The organism is Nocardiopsis sp. N85 (assembly GCF_028882275.1).
GTDB classification, from domain to species: Bacteria; Actinomycetota; Actinomycetes; order Streptosporangiales; family Streptosporangiaceae; genus Nocardiopsis; species Nocardiopsis lambiniae.
The window spans coordinates 75918-94865 of sequence record NZ_JARBUT010000013.1 but is presented as its reverse complement, the minus strand read 5'-3'; the positions used below and the strand labels follow the sequence as shown (position 1 = coordinate 94865).

The 18948-nt window shown below is 69.8% G+C and carries 14 protein-coding genes; 9 read left to right on the top strand and 5 right to left on the bottom strand.

Annotated elements, in window-relative coordinates:
- Positions 1-22: 22 nt before the first annotated feature.
- Positions 23-751 carry a class I SAM-dependent methyltransferase gene (locus PWG71_RS18760; RefSeq protein WP_274811132.1) on the top strand — a complete coding sequence of 243 codons (729 nt, stop codon included), beginning with the start codon at positions 23-25 and terminating at the stop codon, positions 749-751.
- An 89-nt stretch (positions 752-840) separates the two neighbouring features.
- On the opposite strand, the gene PWG71_RS18755 is transcribed toward PWG71_RS18760, so the two are convergent.
- Positions 841-2325, bottom strand: coding sequence for a CCA tRNA nucleotidyltransferase (locus PWG71_RS18755; protein ID WP_446725052.1), 1485 nt, complete (start codon positions 2323-2325; stop codon positions 841-843).
- 343 nt (positions 2326-2668) lie between these two features.
- Between PWG71_RS18755 and PWG71_RS18750 the strand changes: the two genes are divergently transcribed.
- The 8 genes from PWG71_RS18750 to trxA all read left to right on the top strand — a co-directional run bounded on the left by PWG71_RS18750 (position 2669) and on the right by trxA (position 14083).
- Entirely contained in the window at positions 2669-5212 is a 2544-nt protein-coding gene (locus PWG71_RS18750) for a DUF6049 family protein (RefSeq protein WP_274811131.1), read from the top strand.
- 181 nt (positions 5213-5393) lie between these two features.
- A complete protein-coding gene (gene murJ / locus PWG71_RS18745) occupies positions 5394-7238 on the top strand; it encodes a murein biosynthesis integral membrane protein MurJ (protein WP_274811130.1) in 1845 nt (614 codons plus the stop codon).
- A gap of 156 nt (positions 7239-7394) precedes the next feature.
- On the top strand, positions 7395-9185 hold the full coding sequence (gene murJ, locus PWG71_RS18740; protein ID WP_274811242.1) for a murein biosynthesis integral membrane protein MurJ: 1791 nt from the start codon (positions 7395-7397) through the stop codon (positions 9183-9185).
- Between the two features lie 276 nt (positions 9186-9461).
- A complete protein-coding gene (locus PWG71_RS18735) occupies positions 9462-11057 on the top strand; it encodes a protein kinase family protein (protein ID WP_274811129.1) in 1596 nt (531 codons plus the stop codon).
- A gap of 23 nt (positions 11058-11080) precedes the next feature.
- On the top strand, positions 11081-11707 hold the full coding sequence (gene sigM, locus PWG71_RS18730; protein ID WP_274811128.1) for an RNA polymerase sigma factor SigM: 627 nt from the start codon (positions 11081-11083) through the stop codon (positions 11705-11707).
- The gene (locus tag PWG71_RS18725) at positions 11704-12540 is read left to right on the top strand and encodes an anti-sigma factor family protein (RefSeq protein WP_274811127.1); all 837 of its coding nucleotides are present in this window, start codon (positions 11704-11706) and stop codon (positions 12538-12540) included. Before sigM ends, PWG71_RS18725 begins: the two co-directional genes overlap by 4 nt.
- Before the next feature lie 219 nt (positions 12541-12759).
- Entirely contained in the window at positions 12760-13692 is a 933-nt protein-coding gene (trxB, locus tag PWG71_RS18720) for a thioredoxin-disulfide reductase (protein ID WP_274811126.1), read from the top strand.
- Between the two features lie 67 nt (positions 13693-13759).
- Entirely contained in the window at positions 13760-14083 is a 324-nt protein-coding gene (trxA, locus tag PWG71_RS18715) for a thioredoxin (protein WP_274811125.1), read from the top strand.
- A gap of 162 nt (positions 14084-14245) precedes the next feature.
- Here trxA and PWG71_RS18710 read toward each other — a convergent pair whose 3' ends face one another.
- From PWG71_RS18710 to PWG71_RS18695, 4 genes are all read right to left on the bottom strand, one after another.
- Entirely contained in the window at positions 14246-15214 is a 969-nt protein-coding gene (locus PWG71_RS18710; RefSeq protein WP_274811124.1) for a ParB/RepB/Spo0J family partition protein, read from the bottom strand.
- Positions 15215-15284: 70 nt separating this feature from the next.
- Entirely contained in the window at positions 15285-16109 is an 825-nt protein-coding gene (locus PWG71_RS18705; RefSeq protein ID WP_274811123.1) for a ParA family protein, read from the bottom strand.
- A gap of 146 nt (positions 16110-16255) precedes the next feature.
- Positions 16256-16981 carry a 16S rRNA (guanine(527)-N(7))-methyltransferase RsmG gene (rsmG, locus tag PWG71_RS18700; RefSeq protein ID WP_274811122.1) on the bottom strand — a complete coding sequence of 242 codons (726 nt, stop codon included), beginning with the start codon at positions 16979-16981 and terminating at the stop codon, positions 16256-16258.
- A 1485-nt stretch (positions 16982-18466) separates the two neighbouring features.
- Complete coding sequence (locus PWG71_RS18695) at positions 18467-18946, bottom strand: Jag family protein (RefSeq protein ID WP_274811121.1); 480 nt, start codon at positions 18944-18946, stop codon at positions 18467-18469.
- Positions 18947-18948 lie beyond the last annotated feature (2 nt).

The window sequence follows — 18948 nt, the reverse complement described above, 5'->3', positions numbered from 1 at the left end:
CGATGCGGAGAGATGGTGTGCCATGAACGATGGGCCGGGGATCGGTGATCCCTCCGGCGCCTTCGGGCGACGCGGAGTGGCCAAACGGGTCGGAGCCGTCTCGCGGCACCTGCCCGTCCGGGGGGACCGACTGCTCGACATCGGTTGTGGCGACGGTGCCCACACCGTCGAGATCGCCGACGACTACGTGCGGGTCGACGCCATCGACCTGGAGCCGCAGCGGTTGGACCTGTTCGCCGAGCGCATCGCCGGCACCCCGTTGGAGGATCGGATCGGCCTTCACAAGATGTCGGCCGACTCGCTCGCCTTCGATCCCAACACCTTCGACCGTGTCACCGCGTTCGAGGTGGTCGAGCACATCGATGACCTGGGGTCGGCGCTGGGCGAGATCCACCGCGTCCTCAAACCCGGCGGGGCGTTCTCGCTCACCACCTCCAACCGGTGGTTCCCCTTCGAGACCCACGGCGTGCTGTGGGGCGATCGGCGCATGCCGGCGTTGACCGCTCCGTTCCTGCCGTGGGTGCCCCCGCTGCACGGGCGGATGTCCGACGTCCGCGCGTTCACCACCCAGGAGATGGGCCGACTACTGCGAGGGGTCGGCCTGCGGGTGCGGGCGATCGACTACCTGATGCCGGCCTTCGACCGACGCCCGCGCCCCCTCCGGTCCCTGTCGGACGTGCTGGAGGGGACGCCGCTGCGGGTGTTCGGGATGGCGATGGCGGTCACCGCCGTCAAGCCCGGCCGGCCCTAGTCCGTGTTCGGAGGATCATTCCGGGGCACGGCCAAGGGGCCCGCGTCCGCGGACCCCCCGGCGAGGACGGTGGCGGGCGGGTCCAAGGGTCAGGAGGACAGGTGCTCGGCGGCCCAGGCGCGCAGTTCCTCGATCGCGGCCTCCTTCTCCATCGGCCCGTTCTCCAGGCGCAGTTCCAGGAGGTAGCGGTAGGCCTTGCCGATCTCCGGCCCCGGCCTGAGGCCGAGGATCTCCTGGATCTCGTTGCCGTCCAGGTCGGGCCGGATGCGGTCCAGCTCCTCCTGCTCGGCGAGGGCCTCGATGCGCCGCTCGATGTCGTCGTAGGAACGGGCCAGGGCCGCCGCCTTGCGCCGGTTGCGGGTGGTGCAGTCGGCCCGGGTGAGGATGTGCAGCCGTTCCAGCAGCGGACCGGCGTCGCGGGCGTACCGGCGCACCGCCGAGTCGGTCCACTCCCCCTTGCCGTATCCGTGGAAGCGCAGGTGCAGCCCGACCAGGGCGGCGACGTCGGAGATGACGTCCTTGGGGAAGCGCAGCGCGGTGAGGCGCTTGCGGCTCATGGAGGCGCCCACCACCTCGTGGTGGTGGAAGGTCACCCGTCCGGGCCCCTCGAAGGCGCGCGTCTTGGGCTTGCCGACATCGTGGAGCAGCGCCGCCAGGCGCAGGACCAGGTCGGGCTCGTGCCCTCGCGAACGCTCCAGTTCGATGGCCTGGTCCAGGACGGTGAGGGAGTGCTCGTAGACGTCCTTGTGCCGGTGGTGCTCGTCGATCTCCAGACGCAGCTTGGGGACCTCCGGCAGGACGTAGGGCGCGATGCCCAGGTCGACCATGAGCCCGATGCCCCGGCTCGGGTCCGGGCTGAGCATCAGCTTGGTCAGCTCCTCCCGGACCCGCTCGGCGGAGACGATGGTCAGCCGATCGGCCATGTCCCCGGCCGCGTCGGCGACCTCCGGGGCGAGCTCGAAACCGAGCTGGGCGGCGAACCGCACGGCCCGCATGATGCGCAGAGGGTCGTCGCTGAAGGAGTCCTCGGGTTTGCCCGGGGTGCGCAGGACCCCGGCCCGCAGGTCGGCCAGGCCGCCGAAGGGGTCGACGAACTCCCCGGCGGGCAGGCGCACCGCCATGGCGTTGACGGTGAAGTCGCGGCGCAGCAGGTCGTCCTCGATCTCCGTGCCGTACGCCACCTCGGGCTTGCGGGACTTGGGAGAGTAGGACTCGCTGCGGTAGGTGGTGATCTCCAACTGGAGATCCCTCTTGCGCAGTCCGACGGTGCCGAAGTCGATGCCCACGGTCCACACCGAGTCGGCCCAGCCGTCGACCAGTTCCAGCACCCGCTGGGGCACGGCGTCGGTGGTGAGGTCGATGTCATGGGACGGCCGACCGAGAAGGGCGTCCCGGACGGGGCCGCCGACCAGGGCCAGTTCCTTCCCGTGCTCGGCGAACCGACCGCCGAGTCCATCCGAGACGGGACGGGACGACTCGACCAGTTCGGCTATCGCGGACAGCTGCGCGGGGGTCGGCGCACCCGCCGTGGTCGGCATGATGTCGTTCTCACTCGAAGACTCTGTGTTCGGCACACAACGCAGGTTAGGCGGCCCCGCGAGCAAACCGCGAATCGTTTCCGGGGCGTCGGCAGCCGGGGCGCGCGGGGCACGGCTCGGTCGTCCGAACGCCCGAACACGCCCGTTCGATGTGCGATCGTGTCCCGACGACACGTCCCACGAAGGTCCTCGCCAGACCCCGGATGTGAGGGAGACGGTATCTTCGGGTGCAGTGGTGGAGCGCGATGGTCGTGTTCTCCGCGTCCACCCGACCCGCGAACGTCGTGTGCGCCGTGCGGGCACCCCGACCGTTCCCGCCCTCGCGACGAGATCCCGGCGGGTCGGCCCTCTGGACCCGAATCAGGAAACCGGTCAAGCGTTGCGTCGAATCACCTCCGTGCCGGTGGTCATGGCCCTGGCCACCGCGCTGCTTCCGTTCCCGGCCACGTCCGCGTCGGCCGTCCCGGCCGAGCCCTCGGACGGCGCCGAGCCGCTCGTCGTCGAGCGGATCACGCCGGACGCCCTCGACGAGAAGGACACTCTGCGCATCTCGGGTGAGGTGACCAACACCACCTCGGAGAGCATGCGCGAGGTCACCGTCCGCGTGCGGTACTCCAAGCACCCCTTCGTCGACCGCGACGCCCTGGACGATTTCGCCTCCGGCGACGGCTGGCAGCCCGACGCGCCCGGCCCCGAGGACGAGATCACCGACGAACTGCCCCCCGGCACCGGCCACTCGTATTCGTTGAGCGTGCCCGCCGAGGAGCTGGGTCTGGGCTCCTACGGCGTCTACCCGTTGGTGATCGAGGCCGTCGACGGCGACGGCGCCGTGATCGGCGCCCGGTACACCTTCCTCCCCTACGTCGGCGACGAGGACGACCCGCCCGCCGTCGACATCGCCTGGGTGTGGCCGCTGATGGCCCCGCCCCAGCGCGCGGACGACGACACCTTCCTCGGCGACGGCCTGTCGACGACCGTCGCGGAGGAGGGCCGGTTGGGCCGGCTGCTGTCCGTGGGCGCCCAGACCCCGGTGTCCTTCGCCCCCGGCGACGAGGACCTCGTCGAACTCCTCGGACTGAACGCCGAACCCTCCGAGTCCCCCCTCGACGAGGAGGCCACCGCCGAGGAGACCGCCGGTCCGGTGCCCCAGGACGAGACCGAGGCCGAGACCGATGATCAGGACGAGGGCGAGGAGAACGGCGAGGAGGGCGAGGAGGAGAACGAGTCCGAGGAGACCGACCCGTCCCGTACCGAGGGCGTGCCCGTCACCTGGGCCGTCGACCCCGGCACCCTCGACGACATCCTGCGCATGGCCGCCGACGAACACGACGTCGTCAACGACCCCTTGACCGTGCCCGCCGGGTCCGACCCGGACCGGGAGAGCGTGCAGGCCGACGTCGCCGCCCAGGTGTGGCTGCGCGAGGCGCGCCGCGTGCTGTCCCTCGACACGGTCGTGGCCACCCCCTACGCCTCCCCCGACCTGGCGGCCCTGCTCCGCAACGAGATGGACGGCGACGCCGAGGCCTCGTTCCGTATCGGCCGGGAGGCCGTCGAACGGGCGCTGGGGAGCCCCGCCGACGAACGTTTCGCCCTCCCCGCCGAAGGGCTGATGGACGGCGCCGTGCACACCCTCTTCGCCGAAGAGGGGGCCACCCGCTTCCTGTTGACCGAGGACGCGCTGCCCGTCCAGAGCCTGCTTCCCACCACCCCCACCGCCCAGGCCCCGCTGCCCGTTTCGGAGGGCGACTCCGACGAGGAGCCGATCGCGCTCGTGGCCGACGAGGGCATCACCGAGATCCTGTCGATGCCCACGGACACCCCGGAGGAGACCGCTCTGGCACTGCGGCGGTTCGTCGCCGAGACCGCGATGATCGCCGGTGAGAACGTGGGCGGCGACCGGGTCATCGTGGCCTCCCCCGACTCCGGGTGGGACCCGAGCCGGGAGTTCGCCGAGGGCGTGCTCGCGGCCACGGACGAGCTGCCCTGGCTGTCCGCGGAGCGCCTGGACGAGATCGAACCGCCCGCCGAGGAGGAGTGGGAGGACGTCCGCGGCTCGCTGAACTACCCCGACCGCGCGGCCGAGAACGAACTCGGCTCCACCTACCTGGGCCTGGTCGAGGACGTCAGCCGCGACGTGCGGATGTTCAACAGCATCCTGGTGGAGGACGAGGACCCGTTCCGGCCCGCCCTGGTGCGCCTGGAGTCCGTGCACTGGCGCGATGAGGAGGCCGTGGCCGGCAACATGCGCTCCCTGGTCATGGCGAAGGTCGACGACGGTCTGGGGGACGTGCGCATCATCCCCGGTGAGGACGTCACCCTCGCCAGCCGGACCGGCATCACCGGCATCCTGGTCGCCAACGACCTTGAGGACCAGTCCGTCTACGTGCACCTGTCGGTGTTCTCCGAGAACGCCGAACGGTTGAGCATCGGCGAGTACGACACCCACTTCGAGATCGCCCCGGGGGCCAAGACCACGGTGTACGTGCCGTTGTCGGCCCGGATCAACGGGCGCACCGTGGTGCACGCCAGCCTGCACAACTCCGCCGGCGAACCGATCAACAGCCAGGCCGTCCAGCTTCCGGTGAACGCCACCGGTCTGGGCACCCAGGCACTGCTGATCAGTGGTGTCGGCGCGCTGATCCTCATCGCCGCCCTGGCCCCGCGCGCCCTGCGCAGGTGGATCGTCCGTCGGAGTCGGGCGGCGGCGGAGGCCGAGCGGGCCGCCGGGGAGACCCCCGAGGGGGACACCCCCGCCGGAGGCGCCTCCCCGGAGGGCGCGGACGAGGACACGGACGCCGACGGAGCCGACCCGGGCCCGCGAACCGAGGGGGGCGACACGCCCTCTCAGGAGGACGGGGCACCCGGTGACGACACGAGGACGCCCGACGGGGACACCGCGCCCCCGCGCGGCGAAGGGTCGTGAGCCCTCCGATCCCCCGATCGACATGACCGCTCGGCGACAGGGCGCCATGTCGACACATCATCACGTCGCCGTGTCGACGCGCCCCGCGCGCCTCGGACACGGCCCGACCCGGCCGAACGCGGAGCCGACGGCCCGGTCCCGCCGGGTCCTCCCAGTCGGACGAAAGGAAGCCTGATCCACGGTGGTCACCGACTCCCCGAACGATGGCGGAAAACACCGCCGTCGTTCCTCCCAGCCCGAAGGTCCTCTCCCCGGTGAGAGCCCGATCCGCCCCTCGGGCGGCCCCGTCCCCTCGTTCGAGGAGGGCGAACTGCCCGAACCGGCCGTTCCCGGCGTCCCCTCCCCCGGGGACGACCGGAACGGGGGCGACGACGGAGGCGGTGACGGCGGAACGGCGTCGGACACCGGCGGCGGCATGATGCGCTCCAGCGCCATCATGGCGATCGGCACGATGGCCTCCCGGATCACCGGCTTCGCCCGCACCATCGTGCTGGGCGCCGCCATCGGCACCCACCTGCTCGGTGACGCCTACCACACGGCGCACACGATCCCCTTCATCCTCAACGACCTGCTCATCGGCGGCCTGATGGCCAGCGTCGTCGTGCCGTTCCTGGTCAAGCGGCGCAAGCGCGACGCCGACGGCGGCAAGGCGACCGAGGACCGACTGTTCACCACCACGTTCGTGGCGCTGTTCCTGCTCACCGCCGTGGCGATCGCGGCCGCCGAGTTCCTCATCTGGTTGTACGGCTCCCGGTTCACCGGGGACCAGTTCGACGTGTCGGTGTACCTGGCCCGCTACCTGCTGTCGCAGATCTTCTTCGTGGGCCTGAGCGGTCTGCTCAGCGCCATGCTCAACACCCGCGGGTACTTCGGCGCCGCCGTGTGGGCACCGGTGCTCAACAACCTGGTGATCATGTCCGTGGCGGGCGTGTTCCTGTGGATGGCCGGTCCCGGCCAGACCCCGAGCACCGTCACCGACGGCCAGCTGAACCTCCTGGGCGCCGGCACGGCCGCCGGCATGGTCCTCCAGGCCCTGGTGCTGTTCGTGGCGCTGACGCGCACCGGTTACCGCTGGCGTCCCCGCCTGGACCTGCGCGGTTCCGGATTGGGCGAGGCCCTCAGGACCGCCGGCTGGATGATGATGTACACCCTGCTCACGCAGGCGGGGCTGTGGATCACCACCAACATCGCCAACGCCGCCAACGTCACCGCCATCGAGCAGGGGCGCGACGTCGGTGCCGGCATCACCGCCTACAACCTGGCCTACCAGCTGTTCCAGCTCCCGTACGCGATCATCGCGGTCTCCCTCATCACGGTGCTCCTGCCCCGGATGAGCGCGCACGCCGACGACCACGACTGGGACGCGGTCCGGTCGGACTTCTCCCGGACCCTGCGGATCTCCGCGTTCGTGCTGGTGCCCATGGCCTTCGCGATCGCCCTGTTCGCCCAACCGCTGTCGATCCTGGCGTTCGCTCGCGGGTCCATCTCGGTGGCCGACGCGGCCAACATCGGCCAGATCCTGGCCGTGATGTCGCTCGGGCTGGTGCCGTTCACGATCTTCCAGCTCATGCTGCGCGTGTTCTTCGCCATGGGGGACACCCGTTCCCCGGCGATGATCGCCATCGCCAACCTGGCCGTACACGCCGCTCTCGCGCTGGTGTCCTACCTGTTCCTGCCTCCGGAGCAGGTGGTCGTGGGCGTCGCGGCGGGCTTCATGTTCTCGTTCCTGTCCGGTCTGGTCATCGCCGGGACCGTGCTGAGCCGCCGTATCGGAGGGCTTGACGGAAAGCACATCATGGGCACATTGTTGCGCCTGCACCTGGCCGTCGTCCCGAGCATCGCGGCGGGCTTCGGTGTGCTCTGGCTCTTCGACACCTACGTCGGCCCCGGCCTGCTCACCTACCTCGGCGCCCCCGCGGCCGGGTGCCTTCTCGGCGCGCTGTTCTTCCTCGTGGCCGCCCGGCTGTTGCGGGTCCCGGAGTTGAGCGCCGCGGTGGAACTGATCCGCGGCCGCCTGCGTCGTTGATCCCGCATCGACGTTCCCGGCCCTGACCCCCGCCGGGATACCGCCCCCGCTCCACGAGACAAGGACGAGACCACGGTGTCCAGCGAAGACCCCCACGAGCAGGATTCCGGTACGAGGCCCGGAGAGCGGGCCTCCGGGGAGCGGCGCCGTCGCCAGATGGTGATGCCCGAGGACGTCCTCGACGTCTACGAGCGCGACGAACCGGCGACCGAGCCCGAGACCGGGCTGACCACGCGCCGGGACCCGAGCGACATCGGCGACCTGGGCACCGCCGACCGCGCCGGCATGGAGGACGGCGACGAGATCGGCGGTAGCACCCACACCGCCCCGGGCAACCTCGCCAGGTCCAGCGCGATCATGGCGCTGGGCACCGTGTTCTCGCGCGCCACCGGGTTCGTCCGCACCATCGTGCTGGCGGCGGCGATCGGCACGCAGATGCTGGGCGACGCCTACCAGGTGGCGGGCATGGTCCCGTACATGGTCTACGACCTGCTCATCGGCGGTCTGCTGGCCAGTGTCTTCGTCCCGTTCCTGGTGAAACGGCGCAGGCTGGACGTCGACGGAGGGAACAAGACGGAGCAGCGGCTGGTCACGCTGATGCTGGTCTCGCTGCTCCTGATCACCGTGGTCTCGGTGCTGCTGTCGGAGTGGTTCATCCGCATCTACGCGGGCGAGTTCACCGGCGCCCAGTTCGAGGTGTCGGTGATCATGGCGCGGTACCTGGTCACCCAGATCTTCTTCATCGGTGCGAGCGGTCTGGCCAGCGCGATGCTCAACGCGCGCGGCAGGTTCGGGGCGCCGATGTGGGCCCCGGTGCTCAACAACGTGGTGATCATCGGTATCGGCGTCTGGTTCCTGCACATCGCCGGGCCCGGCCGCACTCCGGACACGGTGACCTCCGATGAGCTGATTCTGCTGGGTCTGGGCACGGCCGCCGGTCAGGTCGTCCAGGCGCTGGTGCTGTTGTGGGCGCTGGCCGCGGCGGGATTCCGCTGGCGCCCCCGCCTGGACCTGCGGGGCGCGGGGCTGGGCGAGGCGGCCCAGGCCGCCTCGTGGATGATGCTCTACATCGTCGTCGCCCAGTTGGGCGCCCTCGTCTCCACGAACGTGGCCTCCCGCGCCGGTACCCGGGCGGCCGAGCTGGGCTTCGAGTCGGGTTCGGGCATCGCGGCGTACAAGTTCGCTTCGATGCTGTTCCAGCTCCCGTACGCGATCATCGCCGTCTCGGTGATCACCGCGCTGCTGCCGCGGATGAGCGAGCACGTGGCGGCCGGCCGCAAGGACCAGGTGCGCAGCGACTTCTCCCGGGGCTTCCGGCTCTCCTCGGTGCTGATCGTGCCGATCTCGGTGGCGATGATCGTCTTCGCGATCCCGTTCTGCGTGATGATCTACGCGCAGGGCAGCACGAGCACCGCCGACGCCGCCGCGATCGGTCGCATCCTCATGGTCTTCTGCGTGATGCTGATCCCGTTCACCCTGTTCCAGCTCCAGATGCGGGTGTTCTACGCGCTCGGTGACACGCGCACCCCGGCCCTGGTGGCGATCCCGTCGGAGATCGCGCACGCGACCACCGCGATCGCCCTGCTGTTCGTCGTGGAACCACAGCACGTGGTGGTGCTACTGCCGATCCCCTACGGGCTTTACTACATCGTCGGTGCGATCATCATGTGGTACATGCTGCACAAGCGGCTGAACGGCCTGGACGGGCGGCACACGGCGGTCACCCTGTTCAAGCTGCACCTGGCCACGGTCCCCTCGGCCGTCTTCGGAATCGCGATGATCCACGTGTTCCAAGGGCTGCCCGGCGACTTCTGGCCCGGACTCGCGTCGATGGTCCTCGGAGGTGTCGTGGGTGGCGTACTGTTCGTGGTCAGTGCCAAGTTCCTCAATGTGACCGAAGTCACATCATTCCTCGAATTGCTCAAGACCCGACTGCGACGTCGCTGATCACCGGGAATGGATGGCCTTGGGCGCCCCAGGGCCGCTACGTCCCAGAAGGTGAACGGACACCCGTTGTCCTCCAAAGATGCTGTTCAGGCGTCCTAGCATGGACGAGCATCGCTTGACCGCTACCACAATGTTCATCCGAGCTGCCCGAAGGGAGGCTGGGGACAGCAGACAGGGCCGATACCCCCTGCACGCGCACCCCGTGACGCACCGATCCCCACAGGATCGCGACACGGACCGCGCCGGGCACCGGCACTGGCACCCGTCACTCCCATCATGAGCACCTTCCTGATCGAGCCCGGGGCGAAGCTGGCCAACCGGTACCGCCTTGACCAGGTGGTGAGCGAGACCGGTGGGGCCACCCGCTGGAAGGCCACCGACGAGACACTCGCACGGCCCGTGGCCGTGTGGACTTTCGCCGACGGCTTCCCGCGCACGTCCGAAGTGGTCCGCGCGGCCCGAGCGACCAGCCGCATCCCCGACGCGCGCGTCACCCAGGTCTTCGACGCCGACGACACTCCTCCCATCCCCTACGTGGTCGAGGAGTGGGTGGTCGGCTCCTCCCTGGCCGACCTGCTGTCCCAAGGTCCCCTGGACCCCGAACGCGCCGCCGGCCTGGTCGCCGAGGCGGCCGAGGCCATCGCCGCCGCGCACGCGGGCGGCCTGTACCACCTGTGTCTCACGCCGAGCAAGCTCATGTGGAGCAGCGGCGGAGCGGTCAAGGTCACCGGTATCGGTGTGGACGCCGCCCTGTTGGGCGCCCCCGTCGCCGACCCGGCCGCCATCGACGCCCAGGGGCTGGGCAACCTGTTGTACGCGGCCCTGACCGGCACCTGGCCGGGTGGGCCGCAGAACAGCCTGCCCCCGGCCCCCCAGGGCCCCTCCGGCCCCTACCCGGCGAACCAGATCCGCCAGGGCGTCGGCGAACCCCTGGCCTCCATCACCACCCGCGCCGCCCTGCCCCACCTGGTGGGCCAGGTGGTCCCGGGCCCGGCGATCACCTCGCCGGGCGAGTTCTGCGCGGCCATGGCGGACGTACCCCGGCTCATCCCGCTGCCCGTCGCCCCCGCCGAGGCGGCCCCGCCGCCCGAGCCCGGGACCTCACGGCGCACCGGCGAGTTCGGCTCCACCGGCCCGCGCCGCTCCTCACGCAACGGGACGGGACCGCGGTCCGCCGCGACCATGCGGAGCGAGCGCCCCGCGCCCTCGCGCATGGACCGCCGGGCCGCCGAGCGACAGGGATCGCCGCAGAAGATCATCATCGGCGTGCTCGCCGTGGTGCTCTTCGCGGCCGTGGTCACCGGCGCCTGGATGTTCGGCTCCAACATGCGCAACGACGACGAGGCCCAGCCCAGCGGCGACGGCAGCGAGCAGGCCGGCGGAGAGGAGACCGTCGAAACGGTACTTCTCGACATCTCCGGTGCCGAGGGGTACGACCCGCTGCCCGCCGGCGACGGCGACGAGCACGGCAACAACGCGCACAGGGCGCACGACGGGGACACCGGCGGGGAGCCCTGGAAGACCGAGAGTTACAACGACCCCATGGGCACCACCAAGGACGGGGTCGGCCTCCTGGTCGACCTGGGTTCCAGCCGTGAGGTCCACGGGCTGAACCTGTACCTGCCCACCGCCGACCACACCGTCGAGGTGCGGATCGGCGACCAGGCGGCCTCGCACCCCAGCGAGATGGAGGCGGTGGACGCCGCCATGCCGGCCGTCTGGTCCGGTGCGGTGACCGGTGAACAGCCGATCGAGCTGGAGACACCGACCTCCGGTCAGTACGTCCTCGTCTGGTTCACCGAACTGCCGGTGGACAACGACGGCAAGTACCGTGGGAGCATCTACGAGGTAGAGGTACTCGGCGTCGAGTAGACGGGGATATGTGATCGACACTGATGGACGCGGTCCAAGAGCTTCCTGACCGGGAGCTTCTGACAAGACACACCCAGGGTGACGACCAGGCGTTCGCGGTGCTCGTGCGACGCCACCGGGATCGTCTCTGGGCCGTCGCCGTGCGCATGATGGGTGATCGCGAGGAGGCCTCGGACGCCCTCCAGGACGCGTTCCTGTCCGCGTTCCGCTCGGCCGACCGCTTCCGCGGCGAGTCCCAGGTGACCACCTGGCTGCACCGCATCGTCGTCAACGCCTGCCACGACCGGCTGCGCCGCCGCAAGGCGCGCCCGTCCACCCCCACCGAGGACGACACCCTCGACGTGCTCTCCAACGACCGGCTGGGCCGCGTCGGCGGCGGACCCGACCACGCCTCCCAGACCGAGGCGCGCCTGGACGTGCACGCCGCCCTGGAGACCCTCCCCCTCGACCAGCGCATGGCCCTCACCCTCGTCGACATGCTCGGCTACCGGGTGGAGGAGGCCGCGCAGATCCTCGATGTGGCGACGGGCACGGTCAAGAGCCGATGTGCGCGAGGTCGCGCCAAACTTCTTCCGTCTCTGGCCCACCTGAGGAACCCTCATCCCCCCCGAGACGTCACAACTGGGAGAGGAGGTGCCAACCCATCGTGACGTCCCATCCTGACGTGGAGGCACTCGCCTTCTTCGCCGAGGAGCTACTGGAGCCCGACGAGGAACGCACCGTTGCCCACCACATAGAGACCTGCGCGCTCTGCGCGGCGACACTGGACGAGCTCACCGCCGTCAGCGGTGTGCTCGCCGACGTGCCGCCGGTCCCTCCCATGCCACAGGACGTCGCCGACCTCCTCGACCGACGTATCGACGAGGCGGTGCGCGAACGTGCCGGCTCCGACGACACCGCTACGGAGACGGGCGGACCGGTGGCACCGGTCGTTCCGTTCACCCGCCCGAAGAAGCGCGGTTTCAACGGGATGAACCTGCCCCGGCTGATGATGCTCGCCGCCGCGGGCGCGGTCGTCGTCGGTGGAGGCGGGGCCGTGCTCAACGCGGTGATGTCCACCCAGCAGGAATCCGCCGTCGGCGGCAGCGCCGCGCCCCTGCTGCAAGAGGAGCAGGCCGAGGAGGCCGTACCCGACGCCGCCCAGCCCTACAAGCCGGAGATCGTGGGCAGCGGCACCGACTACACCTCGAAGGATCTGGCGGACCAGGCCGCCGACGTGCTCGACGCGACCGTCCCCGAGAGCGGGTACGGCGCCGAGGAGGAGGCGCAGGACGGCTCCATCCTCATCGAGGAGTGCGCGGTGTCCCTGGGCGAGCGCCTGGGGGTGCGCTTCACCCTGGTCGACGACGCCCGGTTCGAGGGGGCACCGGCCTGGGTCCTGTTCGCCCCGATGGGCGACACGACCGAGGTGTACGTGGTGGACCCGGCCGGTTGCGAGAGCCCCGACGGCGTCCTGGAGCAGGAGACCTTCACCACCCGTTGAACGGCCCGCGTCGTCCTGTCGACACGTCGACAGGACGATTCGCCGACGGATCGCCGGACCTCCCGCCGTACCGGGCCTTCGGCATACCCCGCCCCCGTAACCAGGGCGGATGTGTCCATGGGAATCAGGTGCGCCTACCATCGGTTGTGCTATACCGACTCTCCCCCGAGGTCACCATCCCGTGGCCGGGGCATCTGATCGTGTGAAGGGCCTACGAGCGTGAGTGACGTCCGCAATGTCATCATCATCGGTTCCGGACCGGCGGGGTACACCGCCGCCGTCTACGCCGCCCGAGCCGAACTGCGCCCCTTGGTGTTCGAGGGCTCCATCACCGCGGGCGGCGCGCTGATGAACACGACCGAGGTGGAGAACTTCCCCGGTTTCCCCGACGGCATCATGGGCCCGGACCTCATGGACAACCTGCGCAAGCAGGCCGAGCGCTTCGGTGCCGAGCTGGTCCCCGAGGACGTCACCGCCGTGGACCTGACCAAGCCCGTCAAGGAGGTCACCGCCGGCGGTGAGACCTTCCTCGCGCACACGATCATCCTCGCCACCGGCTCCGGTTACCGCGAGCTCGGCGTGCCGGGTGAGAAGGAACTGTCCGGCCGCGGCACCTCCTGGTGCGCCACCTGCGACGGGTTCTTCTTCCGCGACCAGGACATCGCGGTGATCGGCGGCGGCGACACCGCCATGGAGGAGGCCCTCTTCCTCACCCGCTTCGCCAAGTCCGTGACCGTGATCCACCGTCGGGACGAGCTGCGCGCCAGCCGCATCATGGCCGAGCGTGCCTTCGCCAACGAGAAGATCTCCTTCCTGTGGAACACCGAGGTGGTCGAGGTCCTCGGCACCGACAGGGTCAGCGGGCTGAAGATCCACGACAACAAGACCGGCGAGGACGGCACCCTCGACGTCACCGGTGTGTTCGTCGCCATCGGCCACGACCCGCGGGTCGACCTGATCCGCGACCAGATCGAGCTCGACGACGAGGGTTACGTCAAGGTGGACTCCCCCTCCACCCGCACCAACCTGGAGGGCGTCTTCGCCGCCGGCGACGTCGTCGACCACAGCTACCGGCAGGCGATCACCGCCGCCGGCACGGGCTGCGCCGCCGCCCTGGACGCCGAGCGCTTCCTCGCCGAGCACGGCAACTAGAACCCCACCGGCCGCCCGCCCGCACGGGCCCGGCCCCGCCAACAGGTCTCATCGAACAAGGAGAACCATGTCCGCCGTCAAGACCGTCACCGACGCCACCTTCGAGGTCGAGGTCCTCAAGAGCGACAAGCCCGTCCTGGTGGACTTCTGGGCCGACTGGTGCGGGCCGTGCAAGCAGATGGCCCCGGTCCTGGACAAGCTCGCCCAGGAGCACGGCGAGAAGATCGAGGTCGTCAAGCTCAACACCGACCAGAACCCGGAGACCCCGCGGGCCTACGGCGTGATGTCGCTGCCGACCATGAACCTGTACAAGGACGGCGAGGTCGTCAAGCAGATCATCGGCGCCAAGCCCAAGCGCCTCCTCGAAGCCGAGCTGGCCGAGTACCTGTAGGCGATTCGCGAAAGGCCCCCAGGTCGCCCCTGGGGGCCTTTCGTCACTCTCGTGAGCACGGGGAGGAACCCCCCCTCGCCAGGCGGCCCAGGGCCACCTGAGCGACTCGGCCCTGATGTTCCACGTGGAACATCAGGGCCGAGTCGATGAATCGACACGTGCTCAGGCCTTGCGGGCGCCCATCTGCTCGATGATGCGCTCCAGGTCCTCGACCGAGGCGAACTCCACCACGATCTTGCCCTTGCGCTTGCCCAGGTCGACCTTGACCGTCGTGTCGAGCCGGTCGGCCAGGGCGGTCGCCCACTCCTCGACGTGCGGAGGGGTGATCGCCTTGAGCGAGGCCTTGCGGATCCGCTCCGCCCTCTCGACGTCGTGCCCCTTCTCCCGCAGCGCGACGATCTCCTCCAGGGAACGGACCGACAGGCCCTCCTGGATGACCCGCTCGGCCATTCGCTCCATCGCCTCGGGCTCCTTGAGGCTCAGCAGGGCACGGGCGTGCCCGGCGCTGATCACACCGGAGGCCACCTTGTTGTGCAGGCTCGCGGGGAGCTGGAGCAACCGCAGGGTGTTCGTGACGTGCGTCCGTGACTTGCCCACCCGCTGGGCGAGCTCGCCCTGGGTGGTACCGAAGTCGTCCAGCATCTGCTGGTAGGCGGCGGCCTCCTCCAGCGGGTTGAGCTGCTGCCGGTGCAGGTTCTCCAGCAGCGCCTCCCGCAGGAGTTCGTCGTCCCTCGTCTTGCGGACGATGGCGGGGACCGTCTCCCTCTCCGCCATGTGACTGGCCCGGAACCGCCGCTCCCCCATGATCAGCTCGAAGCGGTGCCCCTCCCCCGACGACAGCTCGCGCACCACCACCGGCTGGAGGACACCGACCTCGACGATGGAGTTGCGCAGCTCCTCCAGGGCGTCGTCATCGAAGTGGACCCGCGGCTGCCGGGGGTTGGGGCGGATGTCGGCGAGCGGGATCTCCTCAAGGTAGGTGCCGTCCGGCATGGGCACCGGGCCGCCGGACACGGCCGCCGTCCCGTTGACCGTCTCCGGAACGGCCTCGGACCCCATGGGAGCCGCAGGCGGCCCCGACGGGATGAGCGCCCCCAATCCCTTGCCCAGTCCGCGAGGTCGCTGGCTCACCGGTACTTCCCTCCACACTTCTCACACGGTTCACACCCGGCCGGGACGGCCGGGTCCACATACGCACGGATCAGCGCCGCACGTCCTTCGCCCGGTAGGCGATCTCCCGAGCCGCGTCCAGATAGGCGACGGCACCGGTGGAGGACGCGTCGTAGGTCATCACCGACTGGCCATAGCTGGGCGCCTCGGAAACGCGCACGCTTCGGGGGATGACCGTTTTCAGGACGGTGTCGCCGAAGTGCGAGCGCACCTCGTCGGCCACCTGCTGGGAGAGCCGGGTCCGACCGTCGTACATCGTCAACAGGATGGTGCTGACCGCCAGCCCGGGGTTCAGGTGGGACTGGACCAGCTTGACGTTGCTGAGCAGCTGACCCAGACCTTCGAGCGCGTAGTACTCGCACTGGATCGGGATCATGACCTCGTCGCAGGCCACCATCGCGTTGACCGTGAGCAGGCCGAGCGAGGGCGGGCAGTCGATGAGGATGTAGTCCAGATCCGATGTGTCGTAAGCGGCGAACGCCCGCTTGAGGCGGGCCTCCCTGGCCACCAGGGAGACGAGTTCGATCTCCGCGCCGGCCAGGTCGATGGTCGCCGGGGCGCACCAGAGTCCGGGGATGTCCGGGACCGGCTGGGCCAGCTTGCGGATCTCCTCGTCCTCCACCAGGCAGTGGTAGATCGAGCGGGTCTGGTTGTTGCGCTCCATGCTCAGGGCGGTGGAGGCGTTGCCCTGCGGGTCGAGGTCGACGACCAGGACGCGCTGGCCGTGCATCGCCAGAGCGGCGGCGATGTTGACCGTCGTCGTGGTCTTGCCGACGCCGCCCTTCTGGTTGGCGACGCCGATCACGCGGCAGGCTTCGGGGCGAGGCCACATCTCGGTGTGCCCGCGGGAGGCCATGGCGGCCTGTGCCGCACGGGCGAGTGGAGTATCGGGGTTCTCGCCGTAGGACGATGTTTCACGTGAAACATCGAGCAGGTCTCCGTAGGCGGATGTTTCACGTGAAACATCAGAACTGTCGGTTGGATTGTGGGGCACGAATGAGTTCACCTCTTCCGTCCGCGCTTCTTCTTGCCGTCCCGCGACTTCTGCGACCCTGACGGGGACGGACCACCGTCGGATGTCACCGTGACGCGAACGACCGTGGTAGCGGGTTCGACTTTACCCCGGCCGACCCTGATCACATCGCTAACGTTGGGCCGCAGTTTTGAAACGGCTTGCTCCGCGGCGACGAGTTCGGCCTCCGCCTGCTCGCCCTTGAGCGCCAGCAGACTGCCGCCCTTGCGCAACAGCGGGAGCGCCCACCCGGCCAACCGCGGCAACGGCGCGACCGCCCGCGCGGTCACGAAGTCGGTGAGGAGATCGCCGTGCGCCTCCTCGGCCCTCCCCCGCCGTACCTCGACGTTGGGCAGGTCCAGGATCTCGACCGCCTCGTCCAGGAAGACCGTCCGACGCAACAGCGGCTCCAGGAGGATCATCCGCACGTCGGGACGGAGCAGGCCGAGCACCAGACCGGGCAGGCCCGCACCGGAACCGATGTCGACGACCTCCGCCCCCTCGGGGAGGAGTTCCTCGACCACCGCGCAGTTGATGAGATGCCGCTCCCAGAGGCGGGGCACCTCGCGTGGTCCGATCAGCCCGCGCCGCACGCCGTCGTCGGCGAGCAGTTCGGCATAGCGCCGCGCCTTCGGCAGGGCATCGCCGAAGATCTCCACCGCCTCGACGGGAGGCTCGGGCGGCACGGCACCGGACTCCTCAGCGCCCACGGTCATCGGTCACCACCTGTCGGAACTCTTCCATTTTCACTTCCAAGGTCGGGTCGTCGGCGAAGGCGGCATGCACCCGAAGGCCGATGAAGGTGATCCCCGCGTCGGAGAGAACACCGCACGCACGGGGGGAGGATCCCCACCGATCCTACGCGGGCGAGCGTGCCGATGTTTCACGTGAAACATCGATTCCCCGAACGTCCCCCCCTCCCAGCCCCCGTCAGGGGAACGACACACCCCGGGAGTGTCGCCTCCCCACCCCGACGCGGAGGGTCCCTTTTCGACCACGGCAAGGGGATGGTCTTCCGCCCACGACCGAGGATCACCGCTCAGGCAGGACCCGGGGGGTCGCTGTTTGGACCCGGGGGGTCGCTGTCTCCCTGGGGCTGGAGGCCTTGGGGCCGGGGCCCGGTGGTGGAGGTGGGCCCTTGGCCGGGGGCTGGTGCCTGGGGGGTGCTGGTTTCCTTCCGCTTGGGCCTCGGTCGTCGGACGTCCGCTCCCGCCCGGCCCCGGAGGGTTTCCCCTTTCCCCGGATACCTGTGCCACGACCCTGCGGGTGTCCGCAGAGGGTACGACAGCAGACGGTACCGCCATGAGGTAGGCCTCCCGAGCCATGTGGAGACGGCGGCCTGGCGGGCGTGGGCCCGTTCCCGGCCACGGCGCGGTCGACGCTCGGCAGAGCCCAGGGCGAGCGCGTTGGGCGCACGTGCGGGGTGGTGAGGGTGTGCTGCCGGGGGCGGGTGCGCGATCGCCCATCCGACCCGCGCCACCCCAGAACGCTTCTGTTTCCGGGAAGGGAGGACACCGGGCGCGTGCGGCCCCGCCACCACAAGGGGTGAAACCGAGGAGGGGCCATCTTCCTGCGCCCCAGCGGGAAAGGTCACCGCTGCCTTGAGTTCCGGGGGCGAAGGGGACGGTGCCCCCTGCCTCCGCCCCAGGGGGTGCAGGGAACAGCGATCTACGGCGCCAGCCCCAAGGGCTCAAAAGAAGGATGCCCTCGACCCCGACTCAAAAGTAAAGGCGTGTTCTCCTCGACCAGCGCCTCAGGAGGCGGGGGTGTCGAGGACCGGCGGCTTCAGGTCCGGCCGTGACCTCGATGATGTTTCACGTGAAACATCGCGTCGCCATAAGGACATGTCGACACCCTGCCCGATGCCTCACCACCCGGCCGCTTCAGCACTCCAGTGACCGAAGGGGGCCCACCGTCCGCCGCCGGGCCCAGGTCATGCGGATAAGAATCGCCTTCATCCCTGGGGTGAATGCAGCGATCACGTCTTCCTCGAACCTCCTGGAGCGAAGGTCGCGGACGGCTTCCCCAGCACCCCCGGGACCGAAGGAAGCGGTCACCTTTGCCACTGGGGAGGAGGAAGACGGTCCTTCCTCCGTTTCACCCCCTTGTGGTGGCGGGTCCGTCCGTCGGGTCGGCGAGATCGTGGCATGCGAAAGGGGCGATGTTTCACGTGAAACATCGCCCCTCGGGTCTCCCCCGGTCTAGGAGGCCGGGTGGACCACCACGTAGCGGTTGGGCTCCTCACCCTCCGACTCGCTGCGCAGGCCCGCCGCGGCGACCGCGTCGTGGACGACCTTGCGCTCGAACGGGGTCATCGGCTCCAGGTCGTAAGCCTCCCCGCTCTCCTTGACCTTCTCCGCCGCCTCGGCGCCGACCCGGAAGAGCTCCTTGCGGCGCCCCTCCCGGTAGCCACCGATGTCCAGCATCAGTCGGCTGCGTTCACCCGTCGCCCGGTGCACGGCCAGTCGGGTCAGCTCCTGGAGTGCCTCCAGGACCTCCCCCTCCTCGCCGATCAGTTCATCGAGGGTGGCCCCGACGACCGAGACCATCGCACGGTCGCCTTCGACGTCCATGTCGATGTCGCCGTCGAAGTCCGCGATGTCGAGAAGTCCCTCGATGTAGTCCGCGGCGATGTCGCCCTCGTTCTCCAGGGCCTCGATGTCGATAGGCGCCTCAGCCACGG